The following is a 17,904-nucleotide window of genomic DNA, read 5'->3' as shown; positions in this document are numbered from 1 at the left end:
CGTGGGTCCTGGAGAGCGTACGAGGTGGGGCGTGTGAGCGCCCGCTCCGGGGCACCTGATCGGGTAGCTTCGAGCCATGACCACTGAGCCGCAGAGCTTCCGGATCCTGCTGGTGCCCGAACACATCGAGAACCTGCGCGGCGGCTCCGCCGCGGACAGGGCCCTGCGCGCGGCCACGGTCGAGGCCACCGGGGAGACCGGCGCCTCCGGCTACCCCCACTACCGCGGTGAGGGCATGGAGGCCGACATCGACCCGCGTACCCGCTCGATCGAGGCGCTGCTCGTCGACGGTGCGGAGCTGGACCTCGGCCTGACCGCCATGATCGCCCCCGAGCGGGGCGGGGGCGGCACCTCCCGGTGACCACGGGCCGCCGGCCCCTCGCCCCGCCGACCTCCCGTAGCAGCTGAGGCCGCGGGGAGAAAGAGGGCGAACCCGTCCGGCTGCCCAGGTCGTCCTCGATGTTGGCCGGGAGCGGGCCAGCGCCACGCGGGCCCCGCGGCGTAGCGTTTTTCCCTTCGGGAAGAACGCCGGAGCCGCACCGAGGAGACCGAGATGACCAAGTCCGTTCCCCAGAGGATGAGTTCACGTGCGGCCGTGCAGGAGGTCCTGGACCGGGCGGTGAGCGAGAGCGGCCTTCCCGGGATGGTCGCCGAGGTCCAGGACCGCGCGGGAGGCTGGTTCGCCGCGGCGGGGGTGGCGGACAAGGCGTCCGGGCGTGCGCGGCTGGCGCAGGAGCAGTTCCGCATCGGCAGCACCACCAAGACGTTCACGGCCACCCTCCTCCTCCAGCTGGCGGCCGAGCACACGCTCGGCCTGGACGACACCGTCGAGCAGTGGCTGCCGGGCCTGGTCCGGGGCAACGGCAACGACGGTGGCGGGATCACCCTGCGCCAGCTGCTCGGCATGACCAGCGGACTCTTCAACTACGCCCAGGACGAACGGCTGACGTCCCGGCACTACGGCCCGGCGTTCCTGGAGCACCGCTACGACCGGTTCCGCCCCGAGCAGCTGGTGGGGGTCGCGATGTCCCACGCCCCCGACTTCGCGCCGGGTGAGGGGTGGACGTACAGCAACACCGGCTACGTCCTGTGCGGCCTGGTCATCGAGAAGGCCACCGGCCGGAGCTACGCCGACGAGCTCGACGATCGCATCGTCCGCCCGCTCGGACTGACCGGCACCTACCTGCCGGGCGGCGGCCAGCACGAGCTGCGCGGACCGCACACCCGTCTCTACAGCAAGAACCACCTGCCCGCGCCCGATGCCGAGATCCACGACGTGACCGAGATCGACGCCAGCTTCGCCTGGACGGCCGGCGGCATGGTCTCCACCGTCGGCGACCTGAACCGGTTCTTCGGCGCGCTGCTGGCCGGTCGGCTGCTGCCGCCCGCCCAGCAGGGCGAGATGTTCACCGTGTTCCCCACCCCCGAGGGCAAGTGGATCCCCGGCACCTCCTACGGCCTCGGCGTGGCATCGGTGGACCTGTCCTGCGGCGCGACGCTCTGGGGCATGGGCGGCGCCTTCACCGGATCGTTCTGCTACACCTTCGGCACCCGCGACGGCGAGCACCTGGTCTCCCAGAGCCTCAACGGCGACTGGAGCGACCCGATCGGCCTCTTCACCGAGGTGCTCGAAGCCGAGTTCGCCAAGACCGGCTCCGCCTGACGGAGTCCCGCCGGCAGGCGTCCGGCCCGGCCCCCGCCGTACGGGGGCCGGGCCGGACATCGGAGGGCCGGGTGGGCGTCAGCTCACCTGGAGGGCGACATCGTCCACGACGAAGGAGGTCTGGAGGGACTGGTCCTCCACGCCGTTGAACTTCAGGGTGACGGTCTGGCCTGCGAAGGCGGAGAGGTCGTAGGACTTCTCGGCGTAGCCGGAGTTCGCGTCCACGTTGGAGAAGGACGCCAGCGTCTGGCCGGCGACCGAGACGGTGAACCGGTCGTAGGCGACGTTCTCGTCCTCGTCCGTGTCGATGTGGAGGAAGAACGAGAGCCGGTACGAGGAGCAGCCCGACGGGACGGCCACCGACTGCGCGGCGCTGTCGGTGTGGGTGGACCCGTACCCGTTCAGCCACGCCTTGTAGCTGCCGCCGTGCGGGGCCTGCCCGGACTGGTTGGTGATGACGCCCGCGGTCGCGCTCCAGGGGCTCGCGCCGTTCTCGAAGCCGCCGTTGACCACGAGCTGGCGCGGCGTGCAGCTGCCGCCGCCGGTGACGGTCAGCGTGTAGGTGGTGGTGTGGCTGACGGTGCCGGAGCCGGTGACCGTCAGGGTGTAGGTGCCGGGCACGGTGCTCGCGCCGACCTGGACGGACAGGGTGGAGGAGCTGCCGGACTGAACGGACGCGGGGCTCAGCGTGGCGCTCACGCCGGCCGGTGCGCCGTTGACGGACAGGGCGACGGTCTGGGGGGCGCCGCTCACGGTGGCGGTGTTCACCGTGGCGGTGGTGGAACCGCCGGGGGCCGCGCTGCCCGCGGACGGGCTGACACCGACGGAGAAGTCCTGCGCGGGCGTCTCACCGCCGACGGCCTGCTTCCACACGGCGTAGGCGACGCCGTCGGCGCTGCGGTCCAGCACCGTGGCGCTGATGTTGTTCGTGGTGTCGCAGGAGCTGTGGTAGCAGGAGTCGTAGGCGGCGTTGGCCGTGCCGCCCCACTTCGCGGCCTGCGCCGAGGTCTTGCGGGCGCTGGCCCCGGCCGCGTAGCCGGAGGTGGGGATGCCGCCCTGCTGGAAGGAGTAGTCGTCGCTGCGGCCCTGGCCCTCGACGTTCTCCTCGGGTGCCAGGTTCAGCGAGGTCCAGTACGCCTTGAGCGGGGCCGCGGTGGCGGAGTTGACGTTGTTGATGAAGTAGCCGCCGTTGGTGGAGCCGACCATGTCGAAGTTGTAGTAGCCCTTGATGGTCGCGCGCTGGGCGCTGCTCAGCTGGTTGACGTAGAACTCGGAGCCGTTGAGGCCCTGCTCCTCGTCGGTCCACCAGGCGAAGCGTACGTGCTTGGTCATCGTGGGGTTCTTCTGGGCGAGGACGAGGGCGTTCTCCAGCAGGGTCGCGGAGCCCGAGCCGTTGTCGTTGATGCCGGGGCCGGCCGAGACGCTGTCGAGGTGGGCGCCGAACATGACGGTCTGGTCGGCGGGGCCGCCCGGCCAGTCGGCGATCAGGTTGTTCGACGGGTAGGTGCAGGAGGTGCAGTTCTGCTCGGTGACGGTGTAGCCGGCGGCCTGCAGCTTGCCCTTCACGTAGGCCAGGGACTGGGTGTAGCCGGCGCTGCCGGCCCGGCGGTGGCCGCCGTTCTGGGACGCGATGGTGCCGAACTGGGCCAGGTGCGCCTGTACGTTGGCGACGCTGATGTCCGGCGGGTCGTTGCCGGGCTGGGTCCCGCCGACGTTCAGCGAGTAGTCGACGGTGTGGGAGAGGGCGGCGCCCTGTCCCTTGACGACGACGGTGGACGCGCCGGGCGCCGCGTTGGCGGTGGCGGTCAGGGTCAGTACGGAGGACTGGCCGGACTGCACGGTGGCGGGGTTGAAGGAGGCGCTCACCCCGGCCGGCAGGCCGCTCGCGGTCAGCGTCACCGACTGGGCGGTGCCGGTGGTGACGGTGGTGCCGACGGTCGTGGTGACCGTACCGCCCTGCTGGACGGTGCCCGACGAGGGGTTCAGCGCCATCGAGAAGTCGTTGTTCTGGCCGCTCGGGGTGCAGGCCGGGTCCGCGGACTGGGCGGGCACGCTGATCGCGTCCCAGGCGCTCTTGGTCTTGTTGAAGAGATCGCAGGTGGTGTCGAGGGACTTGGCGGAGTTCAGCGTCGCCGTGCGGTACTTCTTGTAGGACATGCTGCTGGTCTTGAGCAGCATGCCGCCGTAGAAGATCTTGCCGGCGTTCTGGACGCCCACTCCTGTGACCGTGGACTGGTTGCAGGTCGGGCTGTTCGGCTTGCCGCCGCCCGGGCTGCTTCCCTCGGCCAGCAGGTAGAACCAGTGGTTCAGCGGTCCGGCCGCTGCGTGCACCTCGGTGCCGGGTATCGCGGAGCTGTAGCAGGCCGGGTCGTTGTTGACGGCCGGCGGGTTGTACATGTTGCGGATCGGGCCGCGGCCCTGGAGGTTGATGACCTCGCCGACGGTGTAGTCGGGGGTGTCGTAGGGGGCCGGCTGGTTGATGTACGCCTCGGTCAGCGCGCCGAAGATGTCGCCGGTGCCCTCGCCGAGGCCGGACTCCTGGCCGCTGGTGCCGCCGGGGGTGTTGGAGTCGATGGCGTGCCCGTACTCGTGGGCCACCACGTCCACGCCGGCGATCCACTCGTTGGCGCTGTTGTGCCCGATGGTGACCGAGCTGCCGTCCCAGTAGGCGTTGAGGTCGTTCAGCCCGACCTTGCCCGGGAAGCTGCGGCCGTTGCCGCTGATGCCGTTGCGGCCGAGCCACTGGGAGAGCATGTCCCACTGCTTCTGCGCCGCGAACATCAGGTCGACGCAACCGGTCTCCTTGCTCGTGGGGTTGCCGGTGCCCCAGGAGTCGGAGGACTTGGTGAAGACCGAGCCGTTGGCGTAGTCCGCGCAGCTGAGGCCGGGCCGGTTCGGGTCCCGCAGCGTGTATGTGGAACCCGAGTTGGTGGTGTCGATGGAGACCGGTCCCGGCCCGTTCCACTTGCTGTTGCCTGAGCCGGCCACCACGTCGTCGTAGCTGTCGACGAAGGCGCCGGTCCGCGCGTCCACGAACACGTGCAAGCGGCTGGGCGCGGTCTTGGTACGGCCGCTCAACACGGTCTCCCAGGCCAGCACCGGCTTGTCGTCCTTGAGCCGGACGACGAGCCGGCTGCTCTCGACCTTGTCGACCGAGGCCAGCCTCGACCGCGAGGTGGACTCGGCGTCCTTCGCGGAGACCGACGCGCGGGTCGCCACGTCGATCCGCACGGAGGAGGCGGACTGGAGGGCGCGCACCTTGCCGGCGCCGTCCGCGAGCACGACCGCGTCGCCGCCGACGACCGGCAGGCCGCGGTAGCTGCGCTCGTACGAGACGGAGTAGAGGTCCTTCACCCAGGGGGTGACGAGGCGTCGTTCGTACTGTTCCTGAGAGGAGTTGACCAGGGAGTCGAGACCACTGTCGACGGCCTGGTCGGCCGCCGCGACCGCGCGGGCGGCCGGTGTGTCCTTCGGGGAGGGTGCGGGCTGCGCCTGCTGCGCCGCCGATGCCGTTCCGGCCAGCGTGCCGGCGAGTCCTGCGGTCAGCGCCATCGCTGCCACGGCCGCCGTCCATCTTCTGGGCTGCAACGTCCACTCCGATCGTGGGGGGGTCGGGGATGAGTGTTCGTTCGCGGCCGAGTATGAGCGTGGACATGACGGGAATGGGACATCCCGGCCGGCATAAGGCCCGCGTTATGGTGCCGGGACGGCCGGCTGCGTACGCTGCCCGGATGCAGCTGGAGTTGAGGCATCTGCAAGCCGTCTGCCGGATAGCGGAGGCGGGCAGCCTGGGGGGCGCGGCGCGGCGGCTCGGTGTTTCCCAGCCGGCACTCTCCGCGCAGCTGCGGCGCATCGAACAGGTCACGGGCGGCGAGCTGTTCGTGCGCGGCCGGGGCGGGGTGGAACCCACCGCGCTCGGCCAGTTCGTCCTGGCCAGGGCGCGGCGCGTGCTCAGCGAGATGGACGCCCTGGGAGCGGACGCGCGAGCCCTGTCCTCCGGCGGCCCGCTGCGCCTGGGCTGCATCCTGCTCGTGCTGCTCGACGGCCTGCTGGCCCAGACCGACCTGTCCATGTCCGGCCGGGAGATCGCCGTGGACCTGGAGGATTCGGTGACCGCGCTGGCCCGGATGCTCGGCGCAGGGCGCTACGACGCCATCGTCTACGGGGAGGTCAACGACCACGAGGTCCCGCTGCCGGAGGGCACCCTGGCCAGGACGCTGATCCCGAAGGAGCCCTTCTGCATCCGGCTGTCGGCGAAGCACCCCCTGGCGGGCCTCGACCGCATCGACCTGGCGGACCTCGCCGACGAGCCGTGGCTGACCCTGGTCGAGGACGACGACGGCGGCCCCGAGGCCCTCGTGGCCGCCTGCGCGAAGGCCGGATTCAGTCCGTCACTGCGCTACCGGATCACCGACCGGAAGATGCAGCACGACCTGATCGCCGCGGGCCGCGCGGTCTCGCTGTGCCAGCCGACGGCGCCGCCGGGGGAGGGTACGGTGATGCGCCCGCTCGTCGGCACCCCCATCACGGGCCGCATCCGGCTGGCCTGGAACCGCTCGGCGCTCTCGGCCGGGCAGGCGGAACTGCTCTACCGGGCCGCGGCCCGCGCCTATCTGGCCAATGTGGACAACAATCCCTTCCACAAGGAGTGGTGGGACGCCCACCCGGAAGTGCACCCGGCCGTCGACTGACCGGGGCGTGACCCCGGGAGCCGGCCAGGGGCCGGTCAGCCCCGGCGGTGGGCGGTCAGCAGGAGGTACTCCCACTCCATGACCCCGTCCACGGTGTGCTCGGCGGCGAGGGCGTCGAGCGCGGCGTCCAGCGCCGCGACCCGGTCCGCATCGCCCGCGACGGCGCGGTAGACGGCGATCGTCGGCCCGTAGCAGGCCTTGAAGAACTCCCGGAAGCCCGAGGGCTCCCCGAAGCGGTCCACGCGGACCGTCTCGCGGCGGGCGTCGACGTCGGTCACCGCGTCGCCCAGCAGCTCGTGGACGTGTTCCTCGTCCCCCCACAGGGGCGGCGGCTGGACGCCGGGCGGCGACGGGGGAGCGAACGGCTTCATGGCGGCGAACATCCGGCCCACGAAGCCCTCTGGGGTCCAGTTGACCAGCCCGATCGTGCCGCCGGAGCGGCAGACGCGCAGCATCTCCTCGGCGGCGGGCCGGTGGTGCGGGGCGAACATCACGCCGACGCACGACATCACGATGTCGAACTCCCCGTCCGCGAACGGCAGCGCCTCGGCGTCCGCCTCCCGCCACTCCAGCCGGGCGCCGCGTACGGCGGCCAGGTGCCGCCCGATCTCCAGCAGCTCGGGGGTGAGGTCGGAGGCCACCACGTCGGCCCCGGCCAGGGCCGCCGGTATGGCCGCGTTGCCGGAGCCCGCCGCGACGTCGAGCACCCGGTCACCCTGCCGGACGCCGCACTCCCGCACGAGCCGGGCACCGAGGTCGGGAATGACGTGGGAGACCACGGACGGGTAGTCGCCCTGCGCCCACATCGCGCGGTGCCGGGCCTTCAGGGTGCGGTCCGCCTGGGCCGCTTCGCTCGCCTCGGTCATGACAGCCGTCCTCCACGGCTCGGAGCAGCCCCTTCTTCGAGGATAGGCACCTGCCGCGGGCCCGGCCCGTCGACCGCCGCGGGGCGGGTCAGGGGTGGGCCGAGGCGCGAGTCAGGGGTGGGACAGGCCACCGGTGAGACGGCTCCACAGGGTGGAGCGGGTGGCGCCGAAGCCGCTCTCGTGCACCCAGACGTGGGCGCAGCCCGGGCACTGGAGGTGGAGCAGGCTGCCCGTGTTGGAGAGCAGGTAGCGCCAGTGCGCGGAGCAGGCGCCGCGCTTCCCGCACGGTTCGCACCCACGGGTGTCGTCGCAGTTCGGGCAGGCCACCCAGGCCCGGCGGCCGATGTCGGCCTGTGGGTCAAGCGGCAGCACGGCCGTGTCCTCGATCGGGGAGCACGCCCGCCGCGACCAGGTCGTCGTACACGCGCTGCTGCTCCGCGTCGAGTCCCGAGTACAGCAGGTCGTACGCCGCCTCCTCGCCGCGCAGCACCTCGATCGGATCCCAGTCGGGGCCGAGGGCTTCCATCACCTGGGCCCGCCGGAGGACCTCCTGGGAGGTGAGGTCGACGGTGAAGCCGACGAGCTCGGGCTCGGCCGACGCGTGGTCCGGGCCGGTGGGGGGAGTGGGATGCTGCGGGCTCATGAGTCGAACTTAGGTAACCCTTCCTTGATCGGTCAAGGGAGGGTGGGCGGAGTCACAGCACGGCCCGCAGTCGCGGCGGAGCGCGGAGTCACGGCAGCGCCCAGGGCGCCGGGATCTCGAAGTGGACCGTCCCGAATCCGCCGTGCTCGCCCGTCGTGCGGGCGTCCCAGACCTCGGTGGCCAGGCTGCGCCAGAACCGCTCCGCGCCCGGGATGTCGACGTTCGTGTGCAGGTAGACGCGCTCGTAGCCCGGCGCGCCGGCCACGAACGCGCACGCCTCCCGCACCATGGCCCGGGCCAGCCCGCGCCGGCGGTGGGCGGGGCGTACGTAGACCCGCAGGAGCTGGGCGGTGCTGCCCGAGGGGTAGCGCTCGACGAGCCGGCGCGGATGCGGCGGGTGGGCGGGGCCCGCGGGAGTGCACCGCGCACGTGCCCACCACCTCGCCGTCCCGTACGGCCACGACGAGGGTGTGGCGCGGGTGGTCGAGGTAGGTGCCGCGGATGTCGACGACGTCGGAGTGCCACTCGGGCACGTACCCGTACGTGAACTCCCGGTAGAAGGTGTCGAGCATGACGCTGCGCGCCCCCCGGACGTCCTGCGGTCCGGCGTGCCGTACCTCGTACGCCCCCACGCGTACTTCCTGATGCTGTCTCAGTTCTTCCATGCCTGCACACCGTACCGGAAAACCGGCGTATTGGAAATGAAAACGATTTCCGATAACGTCTGCCGGGTTCGGTTCGGGTGCCTCCTGCCGGGTGCACCGTGCCACCCGCGCGTCCCAGTGCTGTCATGCCCGTCTGAGAGGAACTCCTGTGGGACATCTGCTGGTTGTCGAAAGCTGGGTCGGATCGATGAGCAGGCTCCTGCCCAGGGCGATCGGTGAAGGCGGACACACGTTCAGCTTCCTCACCCGGGACCTGCACCACTACCTGCGCGCCGCGCCGGCCGACGGGCCGCACCCCCTGCTCGGCGCGCGCAACATCGTCACGGCCGACACCAACGACACGGACACCCTGCTCCCGCTCGTCGAACGGCTGCACGAGGTCCTCGCCTTCGACGCGGTGGTGTCCTCCTGCGACTACTACCTGCCCGCCGTCGCGCGGACCGCCGAACACCTCGGCCTGCCCGGTCCCACCCCCGAAGCGGTCGGGAACGCCTGCCGCAAGGACCGCACCCGCCAGGTCCTGGCGGCGGCCGGGGTCGCAGGACCGCGCTTCGCCGTCCGCGCGGACACCGCCGGGGCCCTCGAGGCCGCCCGCGACATCGGCTACCCGCTGGTCGTCAAGCCCGTCGACCTGTGCGCCGGAACGCTGGTCCGCCGGGTGGACGACGAGCACGAACTGGAGCGTGCCTGCCGGGCACTCGCCGAATTCCCCCTCAACGTCCGCGGCCAGCGGCGCGCCCCCGCACTCCTCCTCGAAGAACTCCTCACCGGCCCCGAGGTCAGCGTCGAGACCGTCACCCACGACGGCGCCACCCACGTCGTCGGCATCACCGACAAGAGCATCGGCGGCGCGCCCGCCTTCGTCGAGACCGGCCACATGTTCCCGGCCGGTCTCGCCCCGGACCTGGCGAAGGAGGCCGCCGAGAGCGCCGTTCGGGCGGTGGGGGCACTCGGCCTGGACCACGTCGTCTGCCACACGGAACTCAAACTGACCCCCGCCGGTCCCCGCCTGATCGAGGTCAACCCCCGCCCGGCCGGCAACCGCATCACCGAACTCGTCCGCCACGTCACGGGCGTCGACCTGGCGGCCGCCTGCGTGGACGTCGCGCTCGGCCGCGAACCCGACCTCGCCGTCCGCCCCACCGGGGTGCGCAGCGCCGCCATCGCCTTCCTGCTGCCCGACGGCGCCGGCACCCTCACCGGCATCGACGGCGCCGAACAGGTACGCGCCCGGCCCGGCGTACTGGAGCTCACCCTGGCCGGACCGGGCCGCGCCGTACTGCCCGCCACCAGCAACAACGAGTACCTCGGCCACGTCATGACCGCCGACACCGAAGGCGGCGGAGCCCGGGCGGCCGCCGAGCACCTGCTGACCCGCCTGCGCCCCACCTACGCCTGTGCCGAGCTGCCCGGGGCGGTGACCGCATGACCGCCACCGTCTCCACCCCCGCCCTTCGGGCGCCCGCCGTGCGGACCGTCGACGAGCTCCTCGCGCACGTGCGCGCCGGGGCCCACGGGCCCGACCCCGCAGGGCAGCGCGTCGCGCTCGCCTTCACCACCACCCAGGCCGTACGCCACGAAGGCCGCTCCGGCGGCTACCGCAACGAGGTGCTCAGCCTCCGGCTGGCCGAGGCCGTCGGCTCCTGCGCCGTGGAACCCGGAGCCCTGCCCCCGGCCGCGATCGAGGACTGCGCCGGCGCCACCGTCGCCGACCTGCTCGACCACCCGCTGACCGCCGTACGGATCGCCGCCCTCGACGCCTACCTGATGCACGTACGCCCGCACACCCCCGACAACGGCGCCCGCCCGTACCCGATCCCGGCCGGCAGCACACTGCACCGCTCCCGCGCCCGTGCCCGCGCCGTCGTCGACCTGCTCCCCGCGGGCGGACCGGAGCGGGTCCTGGTCGTCGGCGTCGTCAACTCCCTGCTGGAGCGGCTGCGCGAGCGCGGCACCGCGTACGCGCCCTGCGACCTCAAGGGAGGCGCCACCGAATGGGGCGAGCCGGTCCTGACCGACGCCCTAGCCGAGCTGGAGCACTGCGACGCCGTCCTGGCCTCTGGCATGACCCTCGGCAACGGCACCTTCCAGCCGCTGCTCGACCACGCCGCCGCCACCGGCAAACCCCTCGTCATGTTCGCCCAGACCGGCAGCGCCGTCCTGCCCCACTTCCTGGGCGCCGGGGTGAGCGCCGTCTCGGCCGAGCCCTACCCCTTCTTCTGGCTCGACGGCGGCCCCGGCGTAGTCCACCGCTACGGGGGCGCCCGGTGACCGTCGCACCGATCCTGACCCGCCCGCCGGCCGACACCGCCAACCCCGATCTCCTGCCCCTGCTCGGCGGCACCCCGCTCGCCCGGATCCGCACCGACCTGCCGCACCGCCACCCCGGCTTCTGGGCGAAGCTCGAATGCCTCGGCGCCGGCGGGATGAAGGCCCGCGCCGCCGTCTCCATGCTGACCGGCGCCCGCGCCCGCGGCGAACTGCTGCCCGGCGCCCCCGTCGTGGAATCCACCTCCGGCACCCTCGGCATCGGACTCGCCTTCGCGGGCCAGGCCCTCGGCCACCCCGTCGTCCTCGTCGGCGACACCGAACTCGAACCGTCCATGCGTCAGTTGCTGCGCACCTACGGAGCCCAGCTCGAACTCGTCGACCGCCCGGTCCCGGAAGGCGGCTGGCAGGCCGCCCGGATCGCCCGGCTGCGCGAGGTGCTGCGCCGGATGCCCGGGGCCTACTGGCCCGACCAGTACAACAACCCCGACAGCGCCGCCGGCTACCTCACCCTCGCCGCCGAGCTGACCACCCAGCTCGACCACCTCGACGTCCTGGTGTGCAGCGTCGGCACCGGCGGTCACAGCGCCGGCCTGGCCGGCCCGCTGCGCCGCCGCTGGCCCCGGCTGAAGGTCATCGGCGTCGACTCCGTCGGCTCGGCGATCTTCGGACAGCCCGCCCGGTCCCGGCTGATGCGCGGGCTCGGCAGCAGCATCCACCCGGCCAACGTGGCCTACGAGGCCTTCGACGAGGTGCACTGGGTGGGACCCGCCGAGGCGGTCGACGCCTGCCGCCGGCTCGCCCGCTCCGCCTTCGTCAGCGGCGGCTGGAGCACCGGAGCCGTCGCCCTCGTCGCCGCCTGGGCGGCGCGTACACAGCCGGGCGGGGTCGTCGCGACCGTGTTCCCGGACGGACCGCACCGCTACCTCGGCACCGTCTACGACGACGACTTCTGCCACGCCCACGGCCTGGACACCTGCACCCTCGCCGTCCGCCCCCTGCAGATCCCGCACCCCCGCGCGGCCGAGGCGGCCGGCTGGGCCCGCTGCGCGACCGTGCTCGCGCCCACCCGCGGAGGCGCGGCGTGAAGCTCACCCGGCACACCGCCGACCTCCGCCTCGCGGAGCACCTGCGCATCTCCCGCTCGGTGACGACCCGCCGCGACGCCGTGTGGACATCCGTCGAACACGGCGGACTGCGCGGCTGGGGCGAGGCCGTCAGCAGCGACTACCTCGGCCTGCCCACCGCCCGGATCCACCGGCACCTGGAGTCGGTGCGCGCCGCCACCGAACGCTTCCCCGACCCGGAGACCGCCTGGGCGGAGACCGGTGCCGGGCATCCGGCCTGGCAGGGTCTGCCGCCCGGGGTCCTGGCCGCGGTCGAGGCCGCCGTACTGGACCTCCTCGGCAAGCGGGCCGGGGAGCCCGCCCACCGCCTGCTCGGCACGCCCGCGGCCCCCGCCGCCGCGACCACCCGTACGATCGGCATCACCGCGCCCGCGGCGGCCGCCGCACAGGCGGCCCGCCTCGCCACCAGCGGCTTCACCGCCCTCAAGGTCAAAGCCGGATCCCCCGACCCGGCCGAGGACCTCGCCCGCGTGGCCGCCGTACGCACCGGCGCCCCCGGCGCGAGCCTGCTGCTCGACCCCAACGGGGCGTGGACCGAATGCCAGGCCCTCCACCTGCTCCCGCGCTTCGCCGCACTCGGTGTCACCGCCGTGGAACAGCCGATCGCGCCCGGCCGCCCCGACGTGCTCGCCCGCGTGGCCCGGGAATCCCCGGTCCCGGTCATCGCCGACGAGGACGCCGTCTCCTACGAGGACGTCCTCGCGCTGGCCGGACGGGTCCACGGGGTCAACGTCAAACTCGCCAAGTGCGGCGGGGTCCGGGCCGCCCTGCGCATCCACGAGGCCCTGCGCGGCACCGGCACCGAGCTGATGCTCGGCTGCCTCACCGCCAGCTCCCTCGGCATCGCGCCCGCGGTGCACCTCGCCGACCGGGCCCGCTGGATCGACCTCGACGGGCACCTGCTGCTCGCCGAGGACCCGTGGACCGGCATCGGCGGAACCGACGGCACCGTACGCGCTACGGACCGGGCCGGACTCGGCGTCAGACGTTCCGGCGCGGAGAGCGGCCGATGAGGACCCTCGCCGCCGTCCGCGGCTTCCCGTCCGCCGTGCGCCTGCTCCTGGTCAACCAGCTCGGCGTCAACACCGGCTTCTACCTGCTGATCCCGTACCTCGCCACCCACCTCTCCGACGACCTCGGCCTCTCCGCGGCCGTCGTCGGCGTGGTCCTGGGCCTGCGCAACCTCAGCCAGCAGGGCCTGTTCCTGCTCGGCGGCTCGGCGGCTCGGCGGCTCGGCGGCCGACCGGCTCGGCGCCCGCGGGGTGATCATCACCGGCTGCGCCCTGCGGACGCTCGGCTTCGCCCTGTTCGCCCTCGGCGACGCGCTGCCGCTGCTGCTCACCGCCGCGATACTCAGCGGGCTCGCGGGGGCCCTGTTCAACGCCGCCGTACGGACCTACGTCGCCCAGGAGGCGGGCGAGCGCAAGGCCGAGGCCTTCGCGCTGTTCAACGTCTTCGCCACCGCCGGGGCGCTGCTCGGCCCGCTGCTGGGGACCCTGCTGCTCCTCGTGGACTTCCGGGCGGCCGCCGTCACCGCGGCGGCGCTCTTCGCCGTGCTCACCGTCGTGCAGGTGCTGGTACTGCCCGCCCGGCGGATCCCCGCCCCGGACACCGGACTGCTCGGCGACTGGCGGGAGGCGGCGCGCAGCCGCGGGTTCCTCGCCTTCTCGGTCGCCATGACCGGCATGTACGGGCTGCAGAACCAGCTCTACCTGCTGCTGCCCCACGCCGCCGTGCGGGCCTCCGGCCGGGACGGCTCGATCGGTCTGCTGTTCCTCGCCGGCACCCTCGCCCACCTCTTCCTCCAACTGTGCATCACCCGCCGGCTCCAGTGCGCGGGCAGCCGCGGCCGCTGGATCGCCACGGGCCTGGCCGTCATGGGACTGGGCTTCGTCCCGCCCCTGCTCATCGCCGGCGCCCCGGCCCCGCATCCGGCGGACCTGCTCGCCGTCCTGGCCGGCGCCCTGCTCCTGCACGTCGGCGTGATGATCGCCCAGCCGTTCGTGATGGAGCTGATACCGGCCTGCGGCCGGGAGGGGCTCACCGGCACCTACTACGGCCTCTTCTACGCCGCGGCCTTGACGGCGGCCGCGATCGGCAGCGCGGGGGTCGGCTGGGCGATGGACACCGCAGGCCACTCCGGCGCCGCCTGGCTGCCCTTCGCCTCCGGCTGCGCGGGGCCGACGTGCGGGCCGCCCGCGCGGAGGCCGCACGCACGATGGAGGCCCTCGGCCTGGGCGCGGGCCCGGCCGGCCGCCGCCCGGGGGAGCTCTCCGGCGGGGAGCTCCAGCGCGCCGCGCTGGCCAGGGCCCTGCTCGCACGCCCGCGGGTGCTCGTCTGCGACGAGATCACCTCCGGCCTCGACCCCGTCACCCGCACGGCCGTGCTCGGCCTGCTCGCCGGGCTGCGCGAACACCAGGACCTCGCCCTGGTGTTCATCACCCACGACCTCGCGGCCGCGGCCGCGCTGGCCGACCGTACCGCCGTGCTGGAGGCGGGACGCCTCGCTCGAACGGGCGGGCCGGAAGGCGCCGCCGGACCTGGTCCCCGTGGCTGACGGCCCGGGGCGGCTACGGCCGGTGGCGCGTGTCGGACGGGCGGCGGGCCACGGGGCCGCCGAAGTCGCGGGCGAAGCCCTCACGGAATCCGGGCCGTTCGAGCGCCTGCTCGAAGGCGAGCGCGGCGCGGGCGAGCGCGGCCGCGTTCTCCTGGGCGGCGGTGAGTTCGGCGAGGTACGCCCGCAGGCTCAGTCCGCGGTCCGCGGCGAGCGCGGCGAGCCGGTCGTGCACATCGGTGTCGACCTCGACTGTGGTGGTGTCGGCCATGCACCGAGTATGCGCGCCCGCGGACCGGGCGGGGGGCCGTTCGCCGCAGGGCACGGGGACCGGGGGGCTGACGGGTCCTCAGCCTGCCCAGCGGCCGGTGAGGAAGGTGAGGGCGACCGTGGCGCCGAGCGGGCCGACGACGTACAGGTAGGCGGACTGCACCCGCGGGCGGCGCAGGCTCCAGGCGGCCAGGGCGGTCCACAGCGGCCACCACAGCAGGGTGGAACGGGGGATCGAGGTGTACCAGTAGGAGGTGCCCAGGGCCCCCAGGGTGAGGGCCATGTAGAGCGCCTCGGGCCAGCGGCGGCCCCGTACCAGCACGGCGATCAGGACGACACCGACCAGCATGGCCAGCAACTCGGCCTGCCACATCAGCGCGTACCCGGTGGGCTGGGTGTGGTGGAAGGCGACCTCCCAGGTGTTGCCCCAGGCTTCCCACGGCGTGTGGAAGTCCCGGTACCAGCCGCGTTCCTGGGCGTGCTTCCAGGCCATCCAGTCCCCGGTCCGCGTCTGGAGGTACCAGGAGTACAGCGCGGGCGCGAGGGCGGGCAGGAACAGCCAGGGCGCCGAGCTCCGGGCGGCGCGGCCGCGCGCGGTCAGGACGAAGTGGAGGACGAGCGCGGCCACGAGGAACAGCCCCGTGACGCGCACCGAACAGGCCAGGCAGGCCAGGACCGCGGCCGCCGGCCAGTGCTGCCGCTGCGCCGCCAGCCAGGCGGGCAGGGCCAGGGCGAGGAAGAGCGCCTCGGTGTAACCGGCGGCGAGGAACACGGCGCACGGCGACAGCAGGAGGAAGAGGACCGTACGCCGGCCCGCGTCCTGGTCGGGCAGCCGGAGGCGGGCGATGCGGGCGAGCGCCAGGACGGCGACGCCGCCCGCGAGGAACGAGATCAGCGCTCCGGCCGCGGCCCAGTCGGGGACGACCGTGTGGACGGCGCGCAGGGTGAGGGGGAAGCCGGGGAAGAAGGCCTCCCGGTTGTCCCAGCCGGCCGTCCAGGGTCCGGCGTGGCCGGGGAAGTAGCCGTCCCTGGCTATGTGCATGAAGTGCGCCCAGTCCCACTGCTGCCAGGGCGCGAGCGGCGAGGCGGGCCGGCGGGCGTCGCCCTCGGCGGGGAACAGCCAGCCGACGGCTCCCGCGACGGCCCAGACGCCGACGCGGGTCAGCAGGTAGAGCCACAGCACCTCGCGGTCGTCCGGGCCGAGCCGGGGCAGCGTCCGGCGGGCGCGCCGGGCGTGGCCGGTGCGGTCGGTGCCGCCGGTGCGGCCCTCGTCGGGGACGCGCGGCCCGGTGGTGCGCGGCCCGGTGGTGCGCGAGTCGGCGACCGCGGCCGGCCGGTGCGGGGCGGAAACGGACATACGGGATCTCCTGACCCTGTGAGGGCATGCGGAACCACCGGCCGGGGGTTCGAGGCCGGGGTCCGCGGGCGGTGATGGGGGGAGTGGCGCGGGCTGGGGTTACCCGGGCAGCCGCGAGGAAGTGGCGGACGCGCCCGGGTACGTCGTCCCGGTGGGAGAGCCGGGCGGCGCCGTCGTATGGCGGGGCGGGGTCGGACTGGAGGTCGCGGTGGAGGACGGAAGGGTCGTCGGGGTGGGGGACGGCGAGGTGGACGGTGTGGGGGTCGGCCCGGAGGACGGGGCGAGGGGAGAGGGAGTGCTCGCCGGGAGGGCCGGGGCCGGGCTGCCCGGCAGGAACGCGGCCAGGGCCGCGCCGGATCCGGAGAGGACGAGGCAGGTGGCGACGGCGAGGCCGGCGATCCGGCGCCGCCGTACCCGTTCCCCGCGCAGCTCGATGACGGCGACGGGCGGGAGCGCGGAGCGGGACTCTCCCTCGCCGGCGGCTTCCCGGAACAGGGAGCGCAACGGGTCGTGGGACTCAGGCATCGGGAGCCTCCTCAACGCGGGGGTCCTGCAGATGGCGGGAGAGCGCGGCCCGGCCCCGGGAGAGATGGGTCTTGACCGTGCTCGTGGACAGGGAGGTCTCGGCGGCGATCTGCTCGACGGTCAGGTCGCACAGGTAGTGCAGCGCCATCGTCCGGCGCTGCTTCGGGGGCAGCTGCCGCAACGCCTCCACGAGGGCGACCGCTTCCGGACCCGGCCCCTCCATATGGGTCGCGGGAGCCGTGCGTCGCCAAGCGTCGGCGGTCCGCCGGCGTCCCCGCCAGCGGCTGACCGCGAGCCGCCAGGCGACCGTACGGATCCAGGCCTCCGGCCTGCCGTCCCGGTCCAGCTGGCGCCGGCGTCCCCAGCCCCTGACGAAGGCCTCCTGCACCACGTCCTGTGCCTCGTGATGGTCGCCGAGCATCACGTACAGCTGTCCTGTGAGCCGTCCCGCCGCTTGCGCGTAGAACTCCTCGAACTCCTCGACGGTCAAAAAATCGCTCCCGAATCCATGTGCACCTCTCAGGGGGCATACGCCCGCCGCCCCGTATCCGGTCGACACCGCATGACGGATCGTCGTGTGAGTGCCGTCACATGGCCATCGGCCCGGTTTCCCGGCGGCGGCTGCCCCTGGTCCGCGCCGCGGCCGGGGACCGGGCGGGGAAATGACACGAGGCCCGGATCCGTTAAGGATCCGGGCCTCGTGAGCAGTAGCGGGGACAGGATTTGAACCTGCGACCTCTGGGTTATGAGCCCAGCGAGCTACCGAGCTGCTCCACCCCGCGTCGGTAGGCCTCACCCTACGGCATTTTGGGGGCGCCACTCACCACATTTCGGGACGGCCGGGCCCGAACGGTCCGCGCACCGGCCGAATCCCGCCGTTAAGGCGAGATCATTCCCCCTGGTGACAGTGCGTGCCGACGTGTACCTTCACGGGTAGCTGTCGTGGTTCCAAGTGCCTTGCCCGTGCCTTTCGGTGTGGGCAGTTTTGCTGTGTTGTGCCGTAGGACCAGGGCGATCACCTCCGTCTTCCACGCCGTGTGGAAGACGTACGTCAACGGGAAGGCATGAACATGGCTACGGGAACCGTGAAGTGGTTCAACTCTGAAAAGGGCTTCGGCTTCATCGCCCAGGACGGTGGCGGCCCGGACGTCTTCGCCCACTACTCGGCGATCAACGCGTCCGGCTACCGTGAGCTCCAAGAGGGCCAGGCCGTGACGTTCGACATCACGCAGGGCCAGAAGGGCCCGCAGGCGGAGAACATCACCCCCGCCTAGT

17 protein-coding genes, 1 tRNA gene and 2 pseudogenes are annotated in these 17,904 nt (G+C 73.2%); 10 read left to right on the top strand and 10 right to left on the bottom strand.

What is annotated here, in order from left to right; all coding sequences use genetic code 11:
- Positions 1-76: 76 nt before the first annotated feature.
- Both IF88_RS0117035 and IF88_RS0117030 read left to right on the top strand, forming a co-directional pair.
- Positions 77-361 carry a hypothetical protein gene (locus tag IF88_RS0117035; protein ID WP_030712219.1) on the top strand — a complete coding sequence of 95 codons (285 nt, stop codon included), beginning with the start codon at positions 77-79 and terminating at the stop codon, positions 359-361.
- 192 nt (positions 362-553) lie between these two features.
- On the top strand, positions 554-1,663 hold the full coding sequence (locus tag IF88_RS0117030; RefSeq protein ID WP_030712217.1) for a serine hydrolase domain-containing protein: 1,110 nt from the start codon (positions 554-556) through the stop codon (positions 1,661-1,663).
- Positions 1,664-1,741: 78 nt separating this feature from the next.
- On the opposite strand, the gene IF88_RS0117025 is transcribed toward IF88_RS0117030, so the two are convergent.
- The gene (locus IF88_RS0117025; protein ID WP_030712215.1) at positions 1,742-5,215 is read right to left on the bottom strand and encodes a M28 family peptidase; all 3,474 of its coding nucleotides are present in this window, start codon (positions 5,213-5,215) and stop codon (positions 1,742-1,744) included.
- A 179-nt stretch (positions 5,216-5,394) separates the two neighbouring features.
- Between IF88_RS0117025 and IF88_RS0117020 the strand changes: the two genes are divergently transcribed.
- Positions 5,395-6,354, top strand: a complete 960-nt coding sequence (locus IF88_RS0117020) for a LysR family transcriptional regulator (RefSeq protein WP_030712213.1) — start codon at positions 5,395-5,397, stop codon at positions 6,352-6,354.
- A gap of 35 nt (positions 6,355-6,389) precedes the next feature.
- Here the strand turns inward: IF88_RS0117020 and IF88_RS0117015 are convergent, their stop codons facing one another.
- The 4 genes and pseudogenes from IF88_RS0117015 to IF88_RS40410 form a co-directional block, all read right to left on the bottom strand.
- Positions 6,390-7,220: a class I SAM-dependent methyltransferase gene (locus IF88_RS0117015; protein WP_030712211.1), complete on the bottom strand. Its 831-nt coding sequence runs from the start codon at positions 7,218-7,220 to the stop codon at positions 6,390-6,392.
- A 111-nt stretch (positions 7,221-7,331) separates the two neighbouring features.
- Positions 7,332-7,592: a hypothetical protein gene (locus IF88_RS0117010; RefSeq protein ID WP_030712208.1), complete on the bottom strand. Its 261-nt coding sequence runs from the start codon at positions 7,590-7,592 to the stop codon at positions 7,332-7,334.
- Complete coding sequence (locus IF88_RS0117005; protein WP_030712206.1) at positions 7,579-7,863, bottom strand: DUF6400 family protein; 285 nt, start codon at positions 7,861-7,863, stop codon at positions 7,579-7,581. The genes IF88_RS0117010 and IF88_RS0117005 overlap by 14 nt, the downstream gene beginning before the upstream one ends.
- 88 nt (positions 7,864-7,951) lie before the next feature.
- Positions 7,952-8,528: pseudogene (locus tag IF88_RS40410) on the bottom strand (GNAT family N-acetyltransferase).
- A 148-nt stretch (positions 8,529-8,676) separates the two neighbouring features.
- Between IF88_RS40410 and IF88_RS0116995 the strand changes: the two are divergent.
- The 6 genes and pseudogenes from IF88_RS0116995 (at position 8,677) to IF88_RS0116970 (ending at position 14,480) form a co-directional block, all read left to right on the top strand.
- Positions 8,677-9,957: an ATP-grasp domain-containing protein gene (locus IF88_RS0116995; protein ID WP_051837042.1), complete on the top strand. Its 1,281-nt coding sequence runs from the start codon at positions 8,677-8,679 to the stop codon at positions 9,955-9,957.
- Positions 9,954-10,799, top strand: a complete 846-nt coding sequence (locus tag IF88_RS0116990; RefSeq protein WP_030712201.1) for a Rossmann-like domain-containing protein — start codon at positions 9,954-9,956, stop codon at positions 10,797-10,799. The genes IF88_RS0116995 and IF88_RS0116990 overlap by 4 nt, the downstream gene beginning before the upstream one ends.
- The gene (locus IF88_RS0116985; protein WP_030712198.1) at positions 10,796-11,884 is read left to right on the top strand and encodes a PLP-dependent cysteine synthase family protein; all 1,089 of its coding nucleotides are present in this window, start codon (positions 10,796-10,798) and stop codon (positions 11,882-11,884) included. The genes IF88_RS0116990 and IF88_RS0116985 overlap by 4 nt, the downstream gene beginning before the upstream one ends.
- Complete coding sequence (locus tag IF88_RS0116980; protein WP_030712193.1) at positions 11,881-12,936, top strand: enolase C-terminal domain-like protein; 1,056 nt, start codon at positions 11,881-11,883, stop codon at positions 12,934-12,936. Before IF88_RS0116985 ends, IF88_RS0116980 begins: the two co-directional genes overlap by 4 nt.
- Positions 12,933-14,088, top strand: a pseudogene (locus IF88_RS43605) (MFS transporter); the annotation flags it as partial. The gene IF88_RS0116980 and the pseudogene IF88_RS43605, both read left to right, overlap by 4 nt.
- A 20-nt stretch (positions 14,089-14,108) precedes the next feature.
- The gene (locus IF88_RS0116970) at positions 14,109-14,480 is read left to right on the top strand and encodes an ATP-binding cassette domain-containing protein (protein WP_420710978.1); all 372 of its coding nucleotides are present in this window, start codon (positions 14,109-14,111) and stop codon (positions 14,478-14,480) included.
- Between the two features lie 13 nt (positions 14,481-14,493).
- Here the strand turns inward: IF88_RS0116970 and IF88_RS46545 are convergent, their stop codons facing one another.
- The 5 genes from IF88_RS46545 to IF88_RS0116945 form a co-directional block, all read right to left on the bottom strand.
- Positions 14,494-14,748: a hypothetical protein gene (locus IF88_RS46545; RefSeq protein ID WP_030712181.1), complete on the bottom strand. Its 255-nt coding sequence runs from the start codon at positions 14,746-14,748 to the stop codon at positions 14,494-14,496.
- Between the two features lie 78 nt (positions 14,749-14,826).
- Complete coding sequence (locus tag IF88_RS0116960; protein WP_107050553.1) at positions 14,827-16,104, bottom strand: mannosyltransferase family protein; 1,278 nt, start codon at positions 16,102-16,104, stop codon at positions 14,827-14,829.
- Positions 16,105-16,203: 99 nt separating this feature from the next.
- On the bottom strand, positions 16,204-16,629 hold the full coding sequence (locus IF88_RS0116955) for a hypothetical protein (RefSeq protein WP_030712175.1): 426 nt from the start codon (positions 16,627-16,629) through the stop codon (positions 16,204-16,206).
- A complete protein-coding gene (locus tag IF88_RS0116950) occupies positions 16,622-17,119 on the bottom strand; it encodes a SigE family RNA polymerase sigma factor (RefSeq protein ID WP_030712172.1) in 498 nt (165 codons plus the stop codon). The genes IF88_RS0116955 and IF88_RS0116950 overlap by 8 nt, the downstream gene beginning before the upstream one ends.
- A gap of 218 nt (positions 17,120-17,337) precedes the next feature.
- Positions 17,338-17,411: transfer RNA gene (locus tag IF88_RS0116945), tRNA-Met, on the bottom strand.
- Positions 17,412-17,699: 288 nt separating this feature from the next.
- Here IF88_RS0116945 and IF88_RS0116940 point away from each other — a divergent pair.
- The gene (locus IF88_RS0116940; RefSeq protein WP_030384970.1) at positions 17,700-17,903 is read left to right on the top strand and encodes a cold-shock protein; all 204 of its coding nucleotides are present in this window, start codon (positions 17,700-17,702) and stop codon (positions 17,901-17,903) included.
- Position 17,904 lies beyond the last annotated feature (1 nt).

It is taken from the genome of Streptomyces sp. NRRL F-2580 (genome assembly GCF_000720115.1).
Classification (GTDB): domain Bacteria; phylum Actinomycetota; class Actinomycetes; order Streptomycetales; family Streptomycetaceae; genus Streptomyces.
This window is presented reverse-complemented; position numbering and strand designations above follow the sequence as displayed.